16 protein-coding genes are annotated in these 23,245 nt (G+C 34.4%); 9 read left to right on the top strand and 7 right to left on the bottom strand.

Annotated elements, in window-relative coordinates:
- The 4 genes from ERL59_RS17630 to mmgD all read right to left on the bottom strand — a co-directional run.
- Positions 1-2,823, bottom strand: a 2,823-nt coding sequence (locus ERL59_RS17630) for a glycoside hydrolase family 9 protein (RefSeq protein ID WP_160647562.1), incomplete at its 3' end; no start/stop codon positions are given.
- Between the two features lie 733 nt (positions 2,824-3,556).
- The gene (locus tag ERL59_RS17635) at positions 3,557-3,991 is read right to left on the bottom strand and encodes a DUF6526 family protein (RefSeq protein WP_160647563.1); all 435 of its coding nucleotides are present in this window, start codon (positions 3,989-3,991) and stop codon (positions 3,557-3,559) included.
- Positions 3,992-4,123: 132 nt separating this feature from the next.
- A complete protein-coding gene (locus ERL59_RS17640) occupies positions 4,124-5,578 on the bottom strand; it encodes a bifunctional 2-methylcitrate dehydratase/aconitate hydratase (protein ID WP_201763623.1) in 1,455 nt (484 codons plus the stop codon).
- Positions 5,579-5,674: 96 nt separating this feature from the next.
- The gene (gene mmgD / locus ERL59_RS17645) at positions 5,675-6,790 is read right to left on the bottom strand and encodes a citrate synthase (protein WP_160647564.1); all 1,116 of its coding nucleotides are present in this window, start codon (positions 6,788-6,790) and stop codon (positions 5,675-5,677) included.
- Between the two features lie 544 nt (positions 6,791-7,334).
- Between mmgD and ERL59_RS17650 the strand changes: the two genes are divergently transcribed.
- From ERL59_RS17650 to ERL59_RS17690, 9 genes are all read left to right on the top strand, one after another.
- Positions 7,335-7,655 carry a hypothetical protein gene (locus ERL59_RS17650; protein ID WP_160647565.1) on the top strand — a complete coding sequence of 107 codons (321 nt, stop codon included), beginning with the start codon at positions 7,335-7,337 and terminating at the stop codon, positions 7,653-7,655.
- Positions 7,656-7,658: 3 nt separating this feature from the next.
- Entirely contained in the window at positions 7,659-8,201 is a 543-nt protein-coding gene (locus ERL59_RS17655) for a hypothetical protein (RefSeq protein ID WP_160647566.1), read from the top strand.
- A gap of 13 nt (positions 8,202-8,214) precedes the next feature.
- Complete coding sequence (locus ERL59_RS17660) at positions 8,215-8,562, top strand: hypothetical protein (protein WP_235929941.1); 348 nt, start codon at positions 8,215-8,217, stop codon at positions 8,560-8,562.
- 21 nt (positions 8,563-8,583) lie between these two features.
- Complete coding sequence (locus ERL59_RS17665) at positions 8,584-9,387, top strand: SDR family NAD(P)-dependent oxidoreductase (protein WP_160647567.1); 804 nt, start codon at positions 8,584-8,586, stop codon at positions 9,385-9,387.
- A complete protein-coding gene (locus tag ERL59_RS17670; RefSeq protein WP_160647568.1) occupies positions 9,384-10,913 on the top strand; it encodes a pyridoxal phosphate-dependent decarboxylase family protein in 1,530 nt (509 codons plus the stop codon). Before ERL59_RS17665 ends, ERL59_RS17670 begins: the two co-directional genes overlap by 4 nt.
- Positions 10,914-10,943: 30 nt before the next feature.
- A complete protein-coding gene (locus ERL59_RS17675) occupies positions 10,944-12,128 on the top strand; it encodes an aminotransferase-like domain-containing protein (protein WP_160647569.1) in 1,185 nt (394 codons plus the stop codon).
- Between the two features lie 50 nt (positions 12,129-12,178).
- Positions 12,179-13,426 (top strand): ATP-grasp domain-containing protein, encoded by a 1,248-nt coding sequence (locus ERL59_RS17680; protein ID WP_160647570.1) that lies wholly within the window; start codon positions 12,179-12,181, stop codon positions 13,424-13,426.
- A 70-nt stretch (positions 13,427-13,496) separates the two neighbouring features.
- Positions 13,497-14,705, top strand: a complete 1,209-nt coding sequence (locus ERL59_RS17685; protein ID WP_160647571.1) for an MFS transporter — start codon at positions 13,497-13,499, stop codon at positions 14,703-14,705.
- 118 nt (positions 14,706-14,823) lie between these two features.
- The gene (locus ERL59_RS17690; protein WP_160647572.1) at positions 14,824-16,734 is read left to right on the top strand and encodes a glycosyl hydrolase family 18 protein; all 1,911 of its coding nucleotides are present in this window, start codon (positions 14,824-14,826) and stop codon (positions 16,732-16,734) included.
- Between the two features lie 297 nt (positions 16,735-17,031).
- Here ERL59_RS17690 and ERL59_RS17695 read toward each other — a convergent pair whose 3' ends face one another.
- The 3 genes from ERL59_RS17695 to ERL59_RS17705 form a co-directional block, all read right to left on the bottom strand.
- Complete coding sequence (locus ERL59_RS17695) at positions 17,032-17,892, bottom strand: dimethylarginine dimethylaminohydrolase family protein (RefSeq protein ID WP_160647573.1); 861 nt, start codon at positions 17,890-17,892, stop codon at positions 17,032-17,034.
- Positions 17,893-17,995: 103 nt separating this feature from the next.
- The gene (locus tag ERL59_RS17700; protein WP_160647574.1) at positions 17,996-19,264 is read right to left on the bottom strand and encodes a nuclear transport factor 2 family protein; all 1,269 of its coding nucleotides are present in this window, start codon (positions 19,262-19,264) and stop codon (positions 17,996-17,998) included.
- Between the two features lie 29 nt (positions 19,265-19,293).
- Positions 19,294-23,223, bottom strand: coding sequence for an amino acid adenylation domain-containing protein (locus tag ERL59_RS17705; protein ID WP_160647575.1), 3,930 nt, complete (start codon positions 23,221-23,223; stop codon positions 19,294-19,296).
- Positions 23,224-23,245: the final 22 nt, after the last annotated feature.

A 23,245-nucleotide genomic window follows, 5' to 3' on the forward strand; every position in this document is an offset into this window, starting at 1 on the left:
GGTATCCGCTGCTTTGTATTGTAAGACTAAATCTCCAACTACCGGCACGTTTGGAGTCGCATCTACGACATTAGACTCCTTATCTCCAGCACTATTTGATGCCACTACTTGATAATAATAAGTTGTACCGTTAATAGCTGTTGTATCTGTAAAAGAAGTAGTTGAAAGATCTGATTGTAAACTATCAAACGGTCCATTCATAGATGTTGATCGTAATACCTCATAACTGTTTGCATAGGAAGAAGCAGTCCAACTTAACTCTACTTGCCCATCACCTGCTGTTGCAGACAAAGTAAAGCTGCCTGGCTGCTGTAATTGTGGAAGAGCTTGAACTTCATTCGAGGTAGCTGTTCCCGCTCCATTATTTGCTGCTACTTGGTAATAATAAGTCGTTCCATTGGAAACGGAAGTATCTGTATAATTTCTTAATAAAATACCATCTGCAATTGTGGTATATGGTCCTCCGCTTACTTCTGCCCTTATAACATCATAATCGTCAGCATTACTAGATAAGCTCCAACTTAGATCTACCTGTCCATCACCTGTAATAGCTGATAGAGTAAATGTTCCAGGTTGAGGTAAAAATGGTGTTCCATTTACTTCAGATGAATCTGGGCTATCCCCAGAATTGTTAGATGCACTGACCACATAGAAATACGTTTCCCCATTTGATAAACCTGTATCTGTATAATTATTATTTAAAGTTGAATCAATAATTAAATAAGGACCTCCACTGAATTCAGATCTTTTAATATTGTAACTATTTGCTCCGCTTGCATGATTCCAACTTAAAGTGATCTGTTCATTCCCTTCATTTACAGTAACATTTGTAGGTGTACTTGGAGGAAGTGCTGGTCCAGGTTCGTCACCAAATACCTTCAATCCATCATCAAATACAGGGATATATGGTGTTTTTATCACTGAAGAACCTGAAGTTAACTCTTGATATGAATAATCATTACTTGGGTCCCAGAACGTTGTTCCTGATGGGGCTGCCATTCTAAACTGCACTTCTTTTTTATAAGCCGACTGTCCACCTGGATAAATGTCAACACCCGTAAAATCTACTAGAACATAATATACATTGTTATCGATGTCATAAGGGATAAAACCTGATACTGATGAGCCTTGATTGTAAGCTGTTGACGTGGTTAGATCATTTACTGTATAACCCGCATCATACACTTCGGAAAGATCCACAAAATACTTGAAGGATAATTTATCTCCCATTCTTGCAGGCCAACCTGCACGATTATTTAACAAAGCCTTAATTTCTGTATAAGTTGCTCCTGAACTATTTACTGATGCTTCTACAAACATTTCATCTTCACGCACTTCTGGCTGAGGGAAATTTGGAAGTGGTTGCTGACCGGCACCATACATTAAATTCATCTTTGCTAAAGAACCAGTAAAACCAGCATTATAATCTGTAGCAACCTCATTACTAACGTAATCTCCAATGTCATCTGTGTAATTATCATTTAGATCGGGACCACCAACTAATGCACCATATAAAATATGACGATGATATTCAGGAACAGATTGGCTATCTGCCCAAGATCCATGAGAAGTACGATGATGAGGATGTTCTGGCGGATTATTACTGTAACCGATTACATAACTGCGGTTATGAGGATTATCACCAAGCATATATAGGATCTGATCTACTGCAAAATCACGATATTTTTGTGCTTTGGCTGGATCACTTGCTTCTAACCAGTCTGAATAAACAAATGCTAAAAAGGAAGCGTTTGCAGCATATCTTAAAACACCCCAAGTATCTAACCAAGCTAAACCACCAGGTGTATAAGTAATCCTTTGTCCTGTATCTTCAGTTCCAGTTGTCCAATAATCTAAATTTCGTTCTGTTGAAGTGATAAACTGACTATCTCCAGTAATTCTAGCCAATAAAATTTGCGCTCCATAATGTTTATCATCCCAAGCTTGTGTCCATAAATAACCCCAATATGGTGTTTGACCTTCTGTACCCCAATCTGCTGTAGAAGCAATGGCTTTATTTAAATAAGTTTCATCATTCGTTGCTAAATACAACCAAACCGCTCCCCAAGTAATTTCATCTTCATATCCACTCCAAGAGTTATAGAATGAAGCAGCATCTGTAATGCAATCGGAATATTTTCCTCGATATTGATCTGCAAAATCATATAACTGGATTGCATGTTGTAATAAAGTAGACGCATAAGTCGGATCTGTTTCTTTGAAAATGATGGATGAAGCCGCTAGAGCAGCAGCAGTTTCCCCTGCTAAATCAGAACCTGGACAGCTTGCATCAATTTTGTAGGATGGACGAGCCATTTGCATAACTTCTGCAGGTCCCCACCATGCATGATCCACTCCACCAGTTCCTATTTGACCATACAATTCATTAGGTCCAGTGTGAGCTTTAATAAAGTAATCTGTAGCCCACTTTATGTTATCCAATATTTCTTCATATTGGCCCGCCTGTATGTAACCATCCTTATATTCGTAAACTGACCAAGCCAACATTGTTGTAGTTGCTGCCATAGGAAATCCAAACTTTACGTGATCCCCAGCGTCATACCATCCTCCAGTTAAATCCAAACCTACATCTGCACCATCATTTAAGCCTGAATCACCACGCCACTCTACTCTGTTATTATCAGGTAATTCACCAGAGCGTTGTGCTTCATAAAAATAAATAGACTTCTGAAGTGCTTCTGCGTAATTATACGTACTTGGTGCAGCGTCCACTTCGTTGCCTTTTTGAAAACTTTCAAACATACCAGAAAACAATACCAGTAGTGACAGAAAAATAAGCGTCATACTTCGAAAGATTTTCATTGCACCTTCCTCCTGATTATAAAATTTTCCTAAAACCACATGAGACCGCTCCCAAATACACCTCCTTTTTAAAGTAAACTTCTAAATTATGACTGAAATTACCTAGAAAAGAGACAATATAATCTATTACTAAATCGATTATTCACTTGAAAATAGAGATTATATCCTAAGAACGTATTTTACAATCAAAATTAGATTCAACAAAACAATCTGTATGTGGAAAGTGATAAAACAAAGAAACAACTGAATTTAATGTGAAAGTTTGTAAGTGAAGTTATCAACTTTTAGTAGAGGATAGAATACTAGCTTGTAGATTATAGATGATAGTGAATTTTCTTAATTGGTATCATCATTTAAAATCATTTATTATAAGTAGTATCCCTACTAATATGAGTAAAATAGCAGATTGTAGAAAAAAACGTAGAAACTTCTGTAAATTTAAACAGAAATAATAGAATCTGTGGAAAAAATTAACTAAATATTCTATTTAATTAAACAATAATAGACTATACTTTTAATGTCAACTAAAAATACTTTGATTTTCTTAACTATTATCTTACAAAAACTAAATAGATTCTGCTACTTACAATGTCTTACTTGGTAGTAAACTAAAAAAGCGCTACTTTGAGCGCTTTTTTAGTTTTATCCATTTGAGTATACCTTCATTATTTTGAATTAAATTCACATTTATATGAAACCTACTTGATTCATTCTGTTTACCTTCTTTTTTCAATTACACACGATAATAGTCCCCACGCCAATTTTTCACTGCTTTTTTAATTTGTTTCTTATCTAAGTTTTCTTTACTTGCCTTTTCACATAATGCTGGAAACTCTTCATCACTTGCAAATCGCAAACCAATAATTTGATCCACTGTTAAACTTGGATCTAACAAACGCCCAGTAAGAACATAATGACGCAAATTCTCTTCTGAACGAATTACACGATCTTGTACCTTGATGGAATATACCCTAACAAGTCCAAAAACTATAAAAAGACCAACAGAACCCCCTACCCACAGAAGAGCAATTGAAATATTTTCTCCTGATGAAATAGATAAAACTAAATAAATGATTGTACCAATAAAAACCAATAGTACTAAGGGCGCACCAATATAATGATACATTGGATGCAACCGAGCATGATTTCGATAGTTTTGCTCATTCATTTTTTATCTCCTCCTATATCTAAATTTCTATGAAAGTGCTAAATATTATATGCTTCTTGTTTCTTATCTTCAATTTAAAAATATCCTCCGATTACATGTAAGAATCGAAGGATATTTTATATAATATTAAATTTAAATGACTAATAAATTCATAAAATCATGTACAGCCGTTTCTTCCAACCTTTTCTGATCCATACTAAGTTCAACTATTTTTTCTACTTTTTTCGCTGGAAATCTAGTAGCTAAATTATTTTCGAACTTCTCTAATAGTTTTGGCTTAGCCTCAGCTCTTCTTTTTCGATGACCAATTGGATACTCAATCTCCACTTTATCTGTTTTGCTGCCATCTTTAAAGTGAATTTGTATAGCATTGGCAATGGAACGTTTATCTGCATCTAAATAATCCATACTATATTGTTTATTTTCCTCGACAATCATTTTCTCACGTAAGGCATCAATCCTAGGGTCTACAGCGAATTCTTCTTCATAATGCTCTGCGATTAAATCTCCATAAATTAAACCAATTGCAGTCATATATTGCAAACAGTGGTCACGATCTGCCGGGTTTTTCAACGGACCTTTTTTATCAATGATTCGACTCGCAGCTTCATGTGTATTGATTGTGATTTTATCAATATCTTCTAAACGTAAACGATCCTTAATTTCATGATGGAGTTTCACTGCACATTCTACAGCCGTTTGTGCATGAAACTCAGCAGGGAATGAAACCTTAAATAACACTTGTTCCATCACATAGGAATCAAAAGGACGGGCAAGTGTTAATTGCTCACCTTTAAATAAAACATCCTGAAAACCCCATTTCTCAGCTGTCAATGCAGTCGCATAACCCATTTCTCCTTTTTTAGCGATCAATGATAACCATACAGCACGGCTTGTTGCATCCCCTGCAGCCCACGATTTTCTTGATCCTGTATTTGGAAAATGTCGATAGGTTCTAAGACTGGCATTATCAATCCAAGCATTTGAAACCGCATTCATCACTTCCTCTAATGTACCACCTAACATTGCCGCGGCAACAGCGGTAGAAGCAACCTTTACAAACAAGACATGATCAAGCCCAACTCTGTTTAAACTATTATCTAACGCTAGCACACCTTGAATTTCATGTGCTTTAATCGAGGCGGTTAGCACATCCTTCATCAATAGTTTTTCTTTGCCTTCGATTATTCTCTGACGACTCATATAATCGGCTACAGCTAATATAGCACCCAAATTATCTGATGGATGTCCCCACTCCTGCGCCAACCAAGTATCGTTATAATCCAGCCAGCGAATCATAGTTCCTATATTAAAAGCACCTTGAACAGGATCTAACACAAATTGTGTGCCGGGAACACGAACACCATTTTCAACATTTGTTCCTTGAACGATGGGACCAAGATGTTTTGTACATTCTGGAAATCGCAAAGCAAGCATTGCACACCCTAATGAATCAATTAAAACGTATTTTGCGGTATCGTAGGCTTCAGTGCTATTTACTTTGTAATTTACGGCATATTCTGCTATTTCTTTAATTAACTGATCAAAGCTTTGTGTATCTGTACTTTCAGATGAAATTTGACTCATACTATGATTTCCTTTCAATTATGTTATTTAATATATTATTATCTTATCATAAGAGAGATAAGGATAAATCTATTTTAATAAACTTCCGCCTTGTACTTATGGATGAAGATTACGAGGTCCTAAGTAATTTACTCTAGGCCTAAACAATCGGTTATTTTGATTTTGTTCATCTACATGTGCACTAATGCCAACGATACGAGAAGATAAAAAGATGGGTGTATAAAGATCAATCGGAATGTCTAATAAGTAATATACAGGTGCAGCATAATAATCTAAATTTGGATACAGACCTTTTTCTCGTTTCATTACTTCTTCACCGATGACACACATATCATATAATTCTCGGTTCCCTTTTTCTTCAACGAGTTTCAATAATGCTTCCTTCATTAATAATGCGCGTGGGTCCATTTTCCTCATATAAACTCTGTGTCCAAATCCCATAATGCGCTCTTTATTTGCTAGCTTCTCTAAAATCATCGGTTCAATTTTATCTTTTGTTTCTGCTTCTAACAACATTTTCATGACTGCTTCATTTGCTCCACCATGAAGGGTTCCTTTTAGTGAAGCTACAGCTCCCGTTAACGCACCATATATATCTGCTTGTGTTGATGTAATGACTCTAGCTGCAAAAGTGGAATTCGGCATTTCATGTTCACTATACACCATCAATAACTGATCAAAAGCTTCAACTTCACTTTCAGAAGGTGTTTTACCAGTAATCATATACAAAAAGTTAGCACTGTATGATAGATCTTGTCTAGGTTCAATAAAGGGCTGATTTACTTTTGCGTGGTAACTATTAGCAACGATATTAGGGACTTTTGCTAACAATCGAATCGCTTTATCACGGGTTGAATTTTGTGATCGATCTTCAAGATCGTCTTCATAACCAGCTAAAGCAGAAATCCCTGTACGTAAAGCATCCATGGAGTGAGTTTTAGAAGGTAATAGTTTCAGAATAGATAAAATATTTTCTGGTAGTTGATACTCTTTTTGAAGTTGTGACTCTAGTTCCTTTCGCTGTTCATTTTCTGGTAGATAACCATCTAATAGAAGAGTGATGATATCTACATACTTCACATTTTTTGCTAGCTCAATCAAATCATAACCGCGAATCACAATTTCCTCATTTTCCACATCTAGATAGGAGATATTCGTCTCACAAGCAATCACCCCTTCTAAACCTGGTATGTATTGTTTTTCAGTCTGCATACATATTCCTCCTCTTTTTTTATATCAAAATAATAAATAAGAAAGCACTTTCAATATATGTTTATTATATAATAATATCACTTTTTTGACTAAATGAATATTTAGGTCAGTTCTAGATAGAGACCTGATTGGCAATCCCCGCTTACATAAAATATACATATATGTATATTGTTTTATGAAAATATCTGGAATATAGGAGAAAAATAGATTATTTCCCAATTTTTAATTAAATATGAACATAAACAGTGTTTTTATTAATTAGATCTATTATGTAAAGTGAATGATGTAATATACATAGGGAATCATTTCCAGTCTCAGGTTTTAATTTTTTTACTTAACAGAATTGGTGATCTACTCCTTTTTTAAGTGTTGTGAAGCATTCTGTTGTAAGAAATGATAACTATGAATGGTGATTCAATCAGCAAGTAATATCCATTTATTTGAAGGTATTTGATTTATTTTCTAGAATATAATCTTATGTAATTTCTAGAAATTTATAGTTTATTTAATTGCCTTCAAGAATTATATAAGGAGGTGTTTTGAGATGAGTAGTGAACTAGATCTGGACTATGGTTTAATAAAACCTCTATCCATTCCAAAAAATTCAAAAGTACCAGATTTATTTTCAGGAAGGTCCTCTGAAGAAGAATATGATCTTTATTTTCGATTAAAAAGAAACAATCCTGATCTGATTGACTGGTCTAAAAATTGTATTCTTTTATATGAAGACCAATTACATGACCTAGATGGTACTAGCTTGGAGGCAATAGAGAAATATGAAATTCTTAAGGGTTGGTTAAATGTATTCCAAGTTACATTGGAAAAATGGGTGGATATTTCTCAAAGTGAACAAAGGGAGAGTTAAGTTATGCAAACAAACTCGGTAGACACTATTTCAACAGCTTACCAGCAAGCAGTATTGCGCTGGAAACAAGGACACCAATCGTTTCAAATTATTATCATTACTATGAATACATTACTGGATTCGAGTATTCAAGCTTTGAATCAAAGAGAATGGAATTTGCTAACTAAATCACTTGATAGACTTTCTAATCTAATGAAAGCTTCCACTGCTACTATGAAGTATACGTCGGACTTCTCGCCCAAATCTTATGAGGAATTAATCAGACCCTCGATGATGCCTCCGTTTCTTAGTGATGGTTTCAGCGGGGTATTAAACATTGATCATAAATTAATGCTGAACAAATTTCGCAAACTGCGTGATCTAATGGTACAGAAATTAGGAGATAAACATCAATGGCCTTCATTGATTACGAAATCTTGGAATCAATTTATGGATACTCAAGCTCATAATCGTGAGCACCATGGATTGGTATGTCAGCATTTTGTTGATGATGGGGTCTCTCTCATGCAAAATTTTTATAAAGAAAAACGCAAAACAAATAAATAAGGGGGAATTTTAAATGATTACAGTAATGGAAACTTGGTATTTAAAAAATGGTCTTGAAAAGCAAGCCTTGGAACTAATGCAGGAAATGGATGATTTAGTAGGTCCAGGTGCTCATGAACATCCAGGCTGGTGCGGTCATGCTTCATTTTATCAGAATTCAGAGAAGCCAAATGAAGTTATCATGCAATACCCTTGGAAAAGTCAAGAACTCCATGTTGATCTCAGAGATAAAGAGGAATCTCTATTAACAGCATTTTATGCCAAATATTGCTTAAAACCACGAAACATTATTTACTTTCATGAATTAGAAGTAGAAGTAGAACATGACCATGATAGTCATAGTCATAGTCACATCAAATAAGATAATAGAAAGGTGTTTGATATGAGTTTAACTAATATGGTTGCATTGGTTACAGGTAGCTCTAGAGGTATTGGAAAGGCCATTGCTTTAGAACTTGCTAAGCAGGGTTCGGATGTGGCTATTGTGTATCGTGGACAAAAAGAAAAAGCAATTGAAGTAATGAATCAAATTGATTCGCTAGGTAGAAGAGCAATGATTTTTCAAGCGGATGTAACGAATCCTGATGACGTTGATAAACTTGTTGTTCAAGTTACAAATCAACTAGGATCCATAGATATACTTGTTAATAATGTTGGTGAATTTCATCTAAAACCGATTTCTAAAATTGCTGTAAACGAGTGGGATGAAGTATTTAAAAGCAACTTACACAGTGTTTTTTATATGTGTAAAGCCGTTATACCTGGAATGCGCAAACGTCGGATGGGGCGTATTATAAATATAGGTCTAAGTCCAAACTATATCGTTCGTGGTGCACCTAATGTTGCTGCTTATTCCATTGCCAAAACAGGTGTTATCATTTTTTCTCGTTCTTTAGCAGTTGAAGAAGCCTCCTACGGAATTACAGTGAATTGTATTTCACCAGGGCTCATTGAAAATGGATATCAGTCACCTGAACAAGTGGAATGGATGCGTCAACGTGTTCCTATGAAGAGATTGGGAACACCAGAAGAGATCGCTGATTCAGTTGCCTTTTTAGTTTCCGAACGTGCTTCTTATATATCTGGAGCTAATTTGAGTGTTTCTGGTGCTTGGGACTGGGAAGATCGACCAACTGATCATGATCATATTGTCCATGAATTATTTGTAGAGGATGGTATAAAATGAAACCGGATAACGAAAATTTGAATTTGGGAGATTGGGCTCCACATGAGTTCGAAGAACAAGGACAAAAACTGATTCAATTAATTCGAGAGTATTTTGAAAACATACGTGAAACCCCTGTCAGTACAGACATAACCCCAAAAGAATTATTAAATATGTTAGATGGACCTATACCCAACAAAGCAGAATCGTTTGATTTAACATTGGATGAAACATGGGAAAAAATCATTCCTCATTTAACACATTGGAATCATCCATCATTTCATGCTTATTTTAGTATTACAGCAAGTTTCCCAGGTATTTTGGCTGATCTTCTCATATCTTCATTAAATGTAAATGCTATGGTTTGGAAGGCTTCTCCAGCTGCATCTGCTCTCGAAAAAATAGTACTTAGATGGATTACAGAAATGGTAGGTTATGATCCTTCTTCAGATGGTGTTTTAATAAATAATGCTTCTTTAGCAACTTTTTACGCGCTTGTCGCAGCACGAGATGCCTTAACTGATTTGGAGGTTCGCACCAAAGGCCTTACTGGAAGAGTGCTACCAACTTTAAGAATTTATACTTCCGATCAAGCACATAGTTCAGTGGATAAAGCTGCTATAGCTCTAGGAATAGGAACAGATCATGCAGTTCGAATTCCTACAGATGAATATTACCAAATGATTCCTGAGGAATTAGAAAAAGTGATTTTATCCGATCTAGAAAAAGGATTTCGACCTATGGCAGTAGTTGCAACAGTGGGAACTACGGCTACAGGATCAGTAGATCCACTGTCTTCTATTTCAGATATTTGCAAAAAGCATGGAATTTGGCTGCATATTGATGCAGCTTATGGGGGTTTTTGGAATGTAGTTCCAGAAATTAAGAATAAGTCTGAGGATTTACAGCTTGGTGACTCTATTGTGGTCAATCCACATAAATGTCTCTATACTCCACTTGAAGTTACAGCTATGTTTTGTCGTAGACAGGGAGCACTTTCCAATAGTTTTCGTTTAGTTCCAGAATATTTACAAACGGAAAATGAAGATGGCAGCATCGATTATATGGATTTCTCGTTACAACTAGGGCGCAGCTTCCGATCATTAAAGCTATGGTGGATCATCCGTAGTTTTGGATTAGAGGGTTTGACTAGTAGAATGAGAAGAAGCATCCAACTTGCTGAATGGTTAGAAAAAGAAGTTAACTTACACCCTGATTTTGAATGTGTAACAACTTCACATTTTCCACTTTTATGCATTCGTTATGTTCCTGAACATTTACAAAATATTTGGACAGAGTTGAAGTTAGATGAAAATGAGGAATCCAAGAAATATTTAGATAAGCTAAATGCTCAAATTATGCAAAAACTAAATCAATCGGGACTCGTTTACCTATCACACGCGGTAATACGAGAAGGATATGTTATTAGAATTTCAATAGGGAATATAAAACAAAATTTAGATGATATAAAAACATTATGGGATACAATACAAAAAATAGCCAAAGAGGTAAATCAGGATTCCCCCTCTCCTATCATGTTAAAATAAACATAAACTATTGAATTGCAGGGTGTTTAAATGAATTTTGAACGTTTTTTTCCACCTCTTATTCACAAGGCGCTCGAAGTTGGACCACCAGGCCAATGGGCGCCTAAGCCTTTTTCACAAAATATTAATCTGCATGCTGGATATCCTCATCCAAACGCAATTCCGATTGAGGATTTAATGAAGGCTGCATTAAATCTATCAAACAAAGAAAGAGATCTGCCTTTTCAGTATGAAGGAAGTCCATCAAAAAAGAATTTGAAAATATTATTGAAGGAAAATAGTTACATTCGTGGGATTCATTTAGATAATCAAAAAATGATCGTCACCGCTGGGAGTACCCAAGCACTAGATCTTACAGCTAAAGTATTGTTGCATGAAAGTGATTTAGTTGCCTTGGAATCCCCAACGTATATGGAAGCGATAGAAATTTTTCGAAACTATACGTCCAACTTTATAAGTTACCCAATGGATCAAAAGGGTCTAGATGTTGATTTTCTAGCTGAGGACTTGGCGTATAGGCAAAAAAATAGAATTCAACTTCCAAAACTGATTTATACGGTGCCAACCTTCCACAATCCAACTGGTATTTCAATGGATTTGAGCAGACGAACTCAGTTATTAAAACTTGCCGAAGAGTATGATTTTCTGATTGTAGAAGATGATGCTTATGGTCAACTTGCATCTAAAGGAGAGCTTCCACCTATTAAATCTTTTGATAAATTTGATAGAGTTATTTATTTATCATCCATGTCTAAGGTAATAGCACCAGGTTTACGAATTGGATGGGCAGTAGCACCAAAAAAAATGGTTGAAGCAATGTCTCATTTTAAGAAGGATGCAGATCATGCTTTCTCCTGGGCAGTCACCGCGTACTATTTAAAACATTGTGATTTTTCTACACATGTTCAACAAGTTAGATCCGATTACAGCAAGCGACTTTTATTTATAAAAGAGGCCCTTTCAAAATACATGCCTACAACTATCCATTGGACTGAACCTAGTGGTGGATTTTTTATTTGGGTACATCTGCCTACTATAGATACTGATAAACTACTGAAAAAAGCTCTAGCTATAGGGGTTAGTTTCATTCCTGGAAAGCATTTTTTTATCGATCCCTGTGATGGATCAGAATTTTTGCGACTTTCTTTCAGTTATGCAGATGAAGAACAAATTTCAAAGGGAATTATGTTCATTGCTAGTTTATTAGAAGTATAGAATTGTTTTAATTAGCATCCCTTTAATCTTAGAAGAAATGGAGATGACATATGAAAAGCTGTGTAATCGTTGACGCTTATTCAAGTGGAAGCCAGCTTCCTTATCACTTTGACAAATACGGATACAAAGTGATTCATGTACGAAGTACAATGGATGAACTGGATGTCAATGCCTCTCATATACATAAATATCAGTTTGAAGAGAGTTTTATTTATGATGGAGATTTAGAAAAACTAATTTTAAAATTAAAACCCTATCATCCTGAGTTTGTACTGCCTGGAGCAGAAGAAGGAGTAGAACTCTCAGATTTGTTATCTTATCATTTAGATTTAATAAGAAATGTAGAAGTACTTAGTAAATCTAGAAGAGATAAGTTCTTGATGACTGAGGCAGTAAAATCTCAAGGTATTAAAACTGTAGACCATTTTAAAACCAATCAATATAGTGAAATACTAAAATGGATCAGAAATATAAACAAGTGGCCTATTGTAATAAAACCTATCAATAGTGCTAGTTCTGATGGCGTGAGGTTTTGTAACTCAGAAGAGGAAGTTTACTTAGCTTTCCATAATATATACAATAAAACGAATATATTAGGATTTAAAAATGATGAAGTACTTGCTCAAACATACTTAGAAGGAACTCAATACATTATTAACGCAATTAGCCTTAATGGCCAGCATTACATAAGTGATATTTGGCAAGAAAGTATGATTCTAATTGATGGGAAATATACGATTTATGACAAATCGGAACTTTTAGAATCTGAAGGAGTAGTTCAAGATCAGCTCATTCCTTATGTGAAACATGTGCTTACTGCACTAGGAATTGTACATGGACCCTCTCATACTGAAGTGATGTTAACTAAAGAAGGCCCTGTATTAATAGAGACAGGTGCAAGAATAATGGGAATGGCATATAAAGAAGATATTATGATGAGTGCTTTGAATTATAGTCATGCTTCATTAACTGCTGATTGTTATGTTAAACCTGAAAAAATAAAAAGCCTTATGGATAAACCTTACAAACTAAATCATTTTTTAACAATAGTAAATTTAATATCCAATGAAAATGGCACTATACATAGCTATCCTGGATTAAATGATATTAAAAACTTGCCATCCTTTACAGATATCGAAATGAAAAAGAAGATAGGAGAGCATATTTCTATCACAAAGGAAGCCATTGATCATCCAGGATTTATTTATTTAACTAGTGCTAATTCTAAACAAATTGAAGAAGATTACTATAAAATAAGAAATTTAGAATCTAATCATTCCGTTTTTTCCATTACCTAATCATATATTTATAACATAATGAAAAAGCTCCTATGGAGCCTACTTAACTGAAAGGCGAATCAATTTCATAATGAGTCTAATTGTTAGAGATAAACGTTTTATTAAAATATTAGCGGCAAATATTTTTTCATCTATTGGTTCTGGTATCACTATGATTGCAATTCCCTGGATGATTGTGACCAGAGAAAATGGAGCAAGTACTTTGGGATATGTTACCCTGTTATTAACCATCATTTTATTTTTAATAGCTCCATTTATTGGAAATCTAGTAGATCAACACTCACGCAAAAAATTATTATTATACTCTGAAATGATTGGATTTATCATTATCAGTTTATTCGTTTTGATAGGTTTTATAAATGGAAATTATAATACTTGGCATCTTGTTGTTTTATTTTCCATCGGCATGTTATATGATTCATTATTTTATCCTACGATGTTTGCCATGAATCAAGAAATATTTGACCACAGTCAATATAAAACCTTAAACGGGTTAATGGAAATTCAAGGACAATTATCTGCTGTTATTGCAGGAGGCATTGCCAGTATATTAATTGAAAAAATTGAACTTCAATGGATATTAATCATCGATGCGATCACTTACGTGATTGCTTTTGTGATTTTGTCAACGATACCTTACATTCAAAAAGAACAACTCAAACATGAAATGATAGACACTTCCTTCTGGCAAAGAATGCGTGAAGGATACGTTTACTTAAAAGAGCGTCCACTTTTATTTTTGTTATTATTTTCTGCATTTACCCCTTATATTGTTATTATGGTTACAAATTATGTATTTCCAATTTATATTGAAGCAACCTTGCAGGCAGATGGTAAAATATATGGTATTCATGAAATGTTATATGGGATTGGATCACTTCTAGCTGGGATGATCATAACTCTACTTATTCATAAGTTTGGCAATATAAAAATCTTACTTGCAGGAATATTTATGTTCACCATATCTATGATCCTTACCGCTATTTTTCCTGTTATTATATTGTTCTTGTTAATCTCTATCACATTTGGTTTAGGACATGCTATTACAAGGATAACTCGAAATATACTGATGATGGAAATTATTCCTAACGATAAGATGGGACGTGTTGAAAGTTTATTTCGATCAATAGGTCTTGCATTGCAGATTACCTTATTAGGAGTTTTTACGGTAATGATTCCCAAAATAGGAGCAATTCCTGCCGTATCCATATTAAGTCTTCTACTAATTGTCTCTATTGTAACAGCGTTTATTGGAAAACAATACATCAAAGCCAAATAAAATCTGATTCTATCTATTTTCACTCTATTAATAAAAATAAAAACTACAAATTTTTACGCAACTCTTTCTCTTATCATTCGTCTAAATTAATAGAATCTAGCAGAAAGAGGAATGATAGATGATTTATATGAAAAGAAGCTTAACTTTATTACTTATGACCGTATTCATTTTACAGATTTCCCCCTTAACCACCGTCATTGCACAAGATTTAACTACGAAATACCGAGTCTATCAAAACGACAACCAGCTTAAAGAGTTTTCTAACCTGAATCAAGCTAAAATGTATGCTAATAGTTTTTCCAATAGTTATGTAGAAGACATTACTACACGTGAATGGGTTTATAGCAATTTCCCCCAATATGAAGTCATTGTAAAAGGGATACCCCTTCAAAAAAAATATAATACTTATGAAGAAGCACTAACAGAAGCTAAAAAACATAAACAGGCGATCATCAAGAACCTTCAGGAATCAGGAATTGTATGGAATAACTTTGCAAATTACATGCTTATTCAAGGAGATAATAAAACATTACCTGAATGGACCTTCGAAACACTAGAAGATGCAAAAAAAGAAACCTATAAATGGGGAAATGTGCATATTATAGATCTCACTACTAACGAATGGGTTTGGGATGATTTTTCAGACGAGAAAAAAGAAACTTTACGATTACAAAGTCCTATCTATGAGATCAATGCACCATCTCTTGAGGCTCCTATCAAAATGTCATATCTGGAAGATGCAATGAACGAAGCTTTAAAGATAGAAGATTCCTTAATCATAAACACAAAGACCAATAAAGAAGTGTATTCCAATAAAAAAACCTTTGTCGTTAATCAAAGCGGCAGGGAAATCAATGCTTTCTATCATTTAGATGAAGCTATTTCTTATGCTAAATACTTTGTACGCACTTCCATTGAACATGAAGGGAATGAGCTTTGGTTTAATGAACCTAATTATGAAGTTCTACAACAAAATAGCAGCTTAAACAAATTCAATACCATTCAGGAAGCTGTTCAATTTGCTTTAACAAAAGAAAAAACCAAAATTATTGATCGTAGCAAAAAAGTGCTATGGGACAACAGTTCTCGACTGAAAGTATGGGGTTGGAATGGAACAGCTAATCAGTCTACTATTTTAGATCATGTAAATCAAGCCGTGGGATTGGATATTGATTCTCCAACATGGTTTAAATTAAAAAGTAAAAATGGTGAAATTGAGGATACTTCTGATGCAGAAACCGTAAAAATGTTACACAAAAAGGGCATTGAGGTACATCCACTAGTTCACAATCAATTTGATGGTAATTTGACATCCGCATTTTTAGCAGATGAAACTGCTCAAACTCATTTTATCAACGAACTAATAACAAAGAGTGCTGAAATTGGAGTAGATGGGCTTAATATCGATTTTGAAGCCCTGTATGGTAGTGATCGTGCAGCCTATACTTCCTTCATTCAAAAACTAACTGAAGCAGCGCACAAGAAAAACCTGACAATTTCTATTGATTTGCCAAGAGGCAGTTTAGCTTGGAACCATAAAACTGCTTACGACCATGAGGCATTAGCAAAAATCGTAGATTATATTGTGATTATGGCATACGACCAACACTGGTCTGGAAGTGATGTAGCTGGTTCTGTTTCTGGTCTTCAATGGGCAGAGGAAGGTATCCAAGAATTTTTGTCTTATGGTATGTCCAGAGAACAGTTAATTTTAGGATTACCTTTTTATATCCGTGAGTGGAAATTTGACAGCAATGGTACTCTTGTAGGAAATCGAGCCATCTATTCATTTGGTGTAGAAGATCTATTAAATGAAAACGAATATACTTCAACTTGGGATGAGAGATTTAATCAATATAAAATTGAATATAAAAAAGATGGTTTTACGTATGTGTTCTGGTTAGAGGATGAACAAACAGTAGAAGCAAGATTAGAATTAGCTAAAAAGTACTCTCTAGGTGGAGTTGCAGCTTGGAGATTAGGGCAAGAACCGGCTAGTTTCTGGAATACGATAGTACAGGGGAAATAGATTTCTTATCTGATAGAACCATTAAAATATATGAAGATTTCAAATAAAGCCAAATTTAATAAGGACTTATCCATCTCTATAATCTTCCATCAAACACAGTGATATGAATTAACTGTATTCTTACTTTGCAATGGAAGAATAGCAACTGGATTAGTCCTTATTCTTTTCAAAATTTTGTACCTTTTCTCACGTTTACTAAGTATGGGAGGACTGAGACTGTTCTATTATCCAACCTTTAATAATTTTCTCTCTTTTAGAAGAGTTTTGTTTTTTTAAAATTAAATTATTATGTCATCTCTAATCTTCTCTATTAAGTGGAAGTGTAATACATCGAAATGAACCGCCAGATTTAATGATTTCTGAAATATCAATTTCATACACCTGCAATCCAGATTCCCTCATTTTTTCATTTACTTTTGTGTTTTGAGGTAGACTCAAAATCTCTCTATTTCCTATAGATAGTACATTAATTCCCATATGAAAATGTTCTTCTTCTGAAACATCAATTAATTTATATTTCGTACTCAAAAATTGTAAATTTTTACTCTCTATAGCTTTTGGAAGGACTAGAGCAATATTAGGAGCAATCACATTAAATATACAGTCTAAATGTAAATAAGGATCAGTAATATTAATCGGATGTATATGATGAGAAGGAAACTGGTTTTCTAATATTTGCACTGCATTAGGAGAAGTACGATTACCAATTCCAACCCATAAATCTTTATGATCAATAATAATATCTCCACCTTCAATATTTTCACTATCAAGTGTATTATGTGGAATTTTCATATTATCAAGCCATTCTTTTAATATTCTTTCTTCTCCACATCTAACAGAGGTGCTCATATTACTCTTAATAAAAGAGTTATTAATCACTGCACCTATGTCCCTTGTAAAAACTTGTTCTGGTAAAGAAGAATCTGATGGAAGTAAATCTATCTCTATTCCTTTTCTTTTCATAAAATCAAATAGTTCATTAAATTGCCCCAATGCTTTTTCAATGTCAATATTCTTTTTATAATAGTGTTTTTGTACATCATTTATAATATCCTTTATTTGTAAAAATGTAGGTGGACACATAACAACTCGACATAACTGTCCATACTCACTTTCACATTTTATTTTTACATTATTTTTCAAATTATCTAATAACATATTAGTGGCCCACCTTATTCTGATTTTAATGAAATGCTCCTCGCAATGACTCTATTAGCTTTGAAAAGGGAGATAACCCTATTTGTGTTTACTTATCGTTACTTTATTTAAACTCTTTCTCATAATCGAACACATTATCTACTTTTCCCTCTAGTAGCCAATAATGTGGAAATGAAAAATGTATATTATGAAAGACAGGTCCCTCACTTCGGTTTAATATTACTGCAGTCAGTCTAAGTGGACAGGTATAATCTACACCTGTAGCACTCTCCTTTAACATATATGCACTACTTCTGTGTGCAGCAAATATTTTTTCTTTTGAAGAAAGATCAGCCTGAAATAGATTTTCCAATTCCTCCAGAGTACGTTCAGCCAGTTCATTATCAGTCAAATTTTTTTTTAATATACCAGTAACAGTAACCCAGATGATTTTTCCTGATTTCGAGGCTATTGAATGTTCCAGATCTAGAGTAAGGTTTAAGTCACTGTTTTGAACAAAATATTTCCTCAACTCCTCTATTCCATTACACCACTGATCATTCGGTCCAATCATATATGGGTGGCTACCTTCTGCAAAAAACTTGTTCACCTCTTCTTTTGAAATATCCTTATTCCCTATGAGTTTTGTCTCTAAACTCTTCAGTAGTGTTACAAGTTCCTTTGTCATTTGGTTATTCCTATATTTATCAAGCATTGCATTCTGCTTATTGTAACTCTCCAGATGTTTTTTGGAATTCTCGAAACGTTCATCAGGGAAGTTACCTTTTGGGATGGAAAATTGAAGATGAACAATTTTCCACTTATTAGCATCTTTTATAAGAACCCCAGTTAGACGTAGTGGCCATAAATATTCTCTCTTTTTCTCCATCCTCTGGTGATATGTTAGAGACAATACCCAATTGATAAAAGAAATTTTCTGTCTGGATGTAATTCCAGTCTCCTCAACCTTCTTTTGGATAAAATTAAGATATCTATCATACCTTTCAAGCGTATCTTCAAAAGTGAATTTGACAGAACCTGTAGTTGCAAACCAAGCAACCTCATCTTCAACGGAAATACTAGCGTTTTCACAGTCGATATTGACATTACCCCAATTTTCCCAATCATCTTTAACCAATGTTTTTACTTGTTCACTACCTAAAAACAATTCTCCAGTTCCAGTACCAAGAACACATATGTCCTCTCCAGTAAAAAACAGCTTTTCAACAAAAGAATCTACATTATCTATATCCCGTTCAGTATATCCATCCTGAAATTGTCGAAGAATTTCTCTAGTTTCTTGATGCTGCTCAGTTGAATCGTGAAGTATGTCTTTTTCTCTTAAATGCATTCTCATCTTTTTATCTAAATATTGAACTCCAAATTTATTCATGCTTCAGATTCCCCCTCTCTTAACTTTTTTTACACCACAGGTTTCTTTATGATGGACCCTTTTATTAGCTCATCAATCAATTGTGCTACTGCTCTTACATCCGGCAATTGCAATATTGAGCTATGGTCACCAACTACTTCAAAGTTATTAACCTTTCCTGTTGTCCATTGCTGCCAATCTCCTCTAGAGTTAGTTCTATGAGCTTTAATATAATATATATCCGAAGTTAATAGGTTCTCATTCGATCTCAATTGCAATCCCTGACTAATAATAAGATTTGCTTTAATAACTGATTTAATCTTATTAACCTCTGTAAAAGGTACTGACTTAAATGGTTCAAGATTTCTATACTGTTTATTTGTATAGATATTTTGTAAAATTTCATCAACAGACATTTTCTCAAATTCATTTCCCAAAATACCTGAATCCCTAACCATTTCTAACATCATCTCATGAAGCATTGTCTCTGGATTAATTAAAATTTCTTTGTCAAAAGGAGGGCTATCAATAAGAATAAGTTTTTCTACCTTTTCTCCTTGTAAATAAAGTTCATAGGCCATTTCATAAGCGATATATGAGCCAAAACTATATCCCATCAAAACATAAGGTCCAGTTTTTTGAAGATAACGGATTTCTTTTAAATATCCTCTAACCATCTCCTCAACTGATTTATGAAGGTATTTTTCATCTACTAGTCCACTGGCCTGTAAAGCATAAAAATTATAGTGAGATAAATTTTCCGCCAGAACTTTATAGTTTGATACCGCTCCACCTCCACCATGAATACAAAAAATGTTTTTTGGGTTATTTGACTTATTTAAACATATGGCACTTTTAAAATTATTTTGAGCTTTACTATCCATCAAACTCATTATTGTAGGATATTGAAAAATTTCATTTAAAGTAAAATCTGTCTTCAATGCTCGGTTCATTTGAGCTATAAGTTGGATTGCCTTTAACGAATGACCTCCAAGATCAAAGAAATCATCATTGATCCCTATACGTTCCACCTTTAGAACCTCTTTCCAAATAGCTGCCATTTGTTCTTCTTCTAGAGAGCGAGGAGCAATATAAACTACTTGTTTACTATTCTTATTAGGCTTCGGTAAGGCATGACGATCAATTTTCCCATTGGGAGTCAAGGGAACCTTCTCAATTTGTATAAAGTATCCTGGAATCATATATTCAGGCAACCTTTTCATTAAAAAAGTACGTAGCTCTTCATTAGATAGTTCATTGTTAGCAACCAAGTAAGCGGTTAGGAATTGGCTTTCACTATCCTCTTCCAAACCCATAACCACGACCTCATTTACTGCAGGATGACTTCTCAGACTATTTTCAATCTCCGCAGGTTCTATTCGAAAACCACGAATTTTTACTTGATCGTCCATCCTCCCTAAAAACTCTAACCTACCATCTGACAAGCGGCGAGCCAGGTCCCCTGTCTTATACATCCTTGCACTCGGATTAAATGGATCAACGATAAATCTACTTTCCGTTAATTCTCTATTGTTTAGATATCCTCTTGCAAGCCCTCTCCCTGCAATACAAACTTCTCCAGGTATACCTACTGGCAATAGTTCATTTTTCTCATCTAAAACATATACTTGAGTATTGTCAATAGGATGACCCAAATCTATTAATCCATCATTGGAAAGAATTTTGTATGTTGACCAGATTGTAGTCTCCGTTGGACCATACATGTTAAAAATTTTTGCTGATTTGATTTGCTTTAATTGATGATAAAGGCTCTCGGGAAATACTTCACCACCTACAAGAACTTTCTGTACATTTTTAAGTTCACTTGCTTGAACATTTTTAAATAACGTTAAATAAACCGACGGAGTTGTCTGTAGAACAGTTACACCTTGGCTTTTAATGGAACTAACTAATCTTTCAGAGCTATACAGTTCTTCACGATCCATCAACAAAACCCGTGCTCCAATTGTCAAAGGCAATATAGTTTCAAGAAATGCGATATCAAAACTTATCGTTGTGATATTCAAGATACAATCATCTACAGAAACCAACCCATTTCGGTTCATAGCATTGATGAAATTTAAAACACTTGCATGTTCAATCATTACACCTTTGGGATTTCCAGTAGAACCAGAGGTGAAAATGACGTAACACAAATCGGAAGAACAATTAACATTCACCAGATTTTCACTAGAGTTTTGGCCACTATGGTCACTTCTCCAATTTTCAGGGTAAATCACTTCTGATTCTGGTCGTAAACTTTGTACTTCTTTCTTTGGTAGTGTGGAAATAAATAACTTTGCATCGCACTCTTTTAAAATAAATTTAATCCGTTCAGCTGGATAATCTATATCCAATGGGACATAAGCTCCACCAGCTTTTAACACAGCTAAAATGCTAATTATCATTTCAGGTGAACGTTCACAGAGAACTGGCACAATGATATTGCGTTTAACACCTTTTTCCCGCAGCAGGTGCGCCAGCTGATTTGCTTTTATATTAAGTTCACTATAAGTCATGGTACGACCAGCAAAAGAAACTGCAATAGCTTCAGGATTTTTCTCTACTTGTTCCTGAAATAATTCAGAAATAGTACGCTCTAGCTGTAAAGGTACCTCCTTACCACTTGCCAATGTCAATAAATTGGCCTTTTCTCTATCTTCTATCAACTCAAGTTCCTGTACATTTATATCTGGATTAGAAAGCATACTAATAATAATTATCCGTAACTGAATCAGCATTGTTTCTGCTTCTAATCTAGAGATTCTATCAGAATTATATACCAATTCAAATTGCATCTTTTCTCTATTGCCAACTACAAGAGTTACATCATAATTAGTCAACTCATAGGAAGAATCAAATTTCACCTCTATTCCCAGCTGAGTCTGATCTACTTCTTCCCCAGCAGGGTAATTCTGGTATAAAATTAAAGAATCAAAGAGATCCTCTGAGTTTTTGATTTTACTTACTTCTTTGATATCAGCCAACGATATAAATTCAAAATCACTTATTTTAACCATATTGTCAGCGGTTTTCTTTAAAAGTTCCAACACACTCATTCCAACTTCTGCCTTAATGACCACTGGAACAGTGTTAATGAAAATTCCTACCGCTTCTTCAATATTTTTTAACGAAGCCGGACGCCCTGAGACAGTCATACCAAAACAACTAGTTTCTGTATTGTTATATCTTTGTAATAAAACTCCAAAGGCTGATTGTATAATGATATTTGGTGTGATTTGATTTTGTTTGCAAAATAAATTTAACTCTTTGGTCGTTGCTTCACTTAAATGCTCTATAACAACTTCAGGTTTTCGAATGGTTCCATTCTTTATACCCATTTCCCCTGTAATTAAAGTAGGTTCTTTGAATTCTCTAAGATATTCTCTCCAAAAATTAAGACCTGTCTCTTGATCCTGCTGTTTAAGCCATTCTATATAATCACCAAACTGGGCATTTGGCTTTTCAGGTAACGGCTCTCCGTTCCTCATAATCAAAAAACTCTTAATAAAATCGCTAATAACGATGGGAACACTCCACCCATCCAAGAGGATGTGGTGGAACGTCCAACAGATAAAATACCTTTCTTGTGCAATCTTAATAATAGAAATACGATTTAGTTTCCCTTGCTCAAAATCCATTGGCTTTTTCAAATCAATCTGTTTGAACTTCTCAATATAGGACTCTTTTGCTTCCTCTTCTAAACCTGTAATATCTTCCTCATATACCTCCATTGGCTTTTCTAAGAGAACAATCTGAATAGGAACCTTTGATTCTTTCCAACGAAAATCTGTCCTAAAAACTTCGTGTCGATTAATAACTTTCTGCCACGATTGTTTTAACACATCAGTATCTACATTACCTTCTATGAAAAAGGCAAATTGCTCGCGATAGTTTGTCCCCTCCTGATCATATAAACTATGAAATAACATCCCTTCTTGCATTGGAGTCAGGTTGGATATTCTGACTATATCATTCATATGGCTCCCTCCAATTTTTTCT

Source organism: Chengkuizengella marina, assembly GCF_009910845.1.
GTDB classification, from domain to species: Bacteria; Bacillota; Bacilli; order Paenibacillales; family KCTC-33759; genus Chengkuizengella; species Chengkuizengella marina.

Coding starts and splice junctions, on each gene's coding strand:
- ERL59_RS17635 (WP_160647563.1), bottom strand. CDS start 3,991: ATGAATGAGCAAAACTATCGAAATCATGCTCGGTTGCATCCAATGTAT.
- ERL59_RS17640 (WP_201763623.1), bottom strand. CDS start 5,578: ATGAGTCAAATTTCATCTGAAAGTACAGATACACAAAGCTTTGATCAG.
- mmgD (WP_160647564.1), bottom strand. CDS start 6,790: ATGCAGACTGAAAAACAATACATACCAGGTTTAGAAGGGGTGATTGCT.
- ERL59_RS17650 (WP_160647565.1), top strand. CDS start 7,335: ATGAGTAGTGAACTAGATCTGGACTATGGTTTAATAAAACCTCTATCC.
- ERL59_RS17655 (WP_160647566.1), top strand. CDS start 7,659: ATGCAAACAAACTCGGTAGACACTATTTCAACAGCTTACCAGCAAGCA.
- ERL59_RS17660 (WP_235929941.1), top strand. CDS start 8,215: ATGATTACAGTAATGGAAACTTGGTATTTAAAAAATGGTCTTGAAAAG.
- ERL59_RS17665 (WP_160647567.1), top strand. CDS start 8,584: ATGAGTTTAACTAATATGGTTGCATTGGTTACAGGTAGCTCTAGAGGT.
- ERL59_RS17670 (WP_160647568.1), top strand. CDS start 9,384: ATGAAACCGGATAACGAAAATTTGAATTTGGGAGATTGGGCTCCACAT.
- ERL59_RS17675 (WP_160647569.1), top strand. CDS start 10,944: ATGAATTTTGAACGTTTTTTTCCACCTCTTATTCACAAGGCGCTCGAA.
- ERL59_RS17680 (WP_160647570.1), top strand. CDS start 12,179: ATGAAAAGCTGTGTAATCGTTGACGCTTATTCAAGTGGAAGCCAGCTT.
- ERL59_RS17685 (WP_160647571.1), top strand. CDS start 13,497: ATGAGTCTAATTGTTAGAGATAAACGTTTTATTAAAATATTAGCGGCA.
- ERL59_RS17690 (WP_160647572.1), top strand. CDS start 14,824: ATGATTTATATGAAAAGAAGCTTAACTTTATTACTTATGACCGTATTC.
- ERL59_RS17695 (WP_160647573.1), bottom strand. CDS start 17,892: ATGTTATTAGATAATTTGAAAAATAATGTAAAAATAAAATGTGAAAGT.
- ERL59_RS17700 (WP_160647574.1), bottom strand. CDS start 19,264: ATGAATAAATTTGGAGTTCAATATTTAGATAAAAAGATGAGAATGCAT.
- ERL59_RS17705 (WP_160647575.1), bottom strand. CDS start 23,223: ATGAATGATATAGTCAGAATATCCAACCTGACTCCAATGCAAGAAGGG.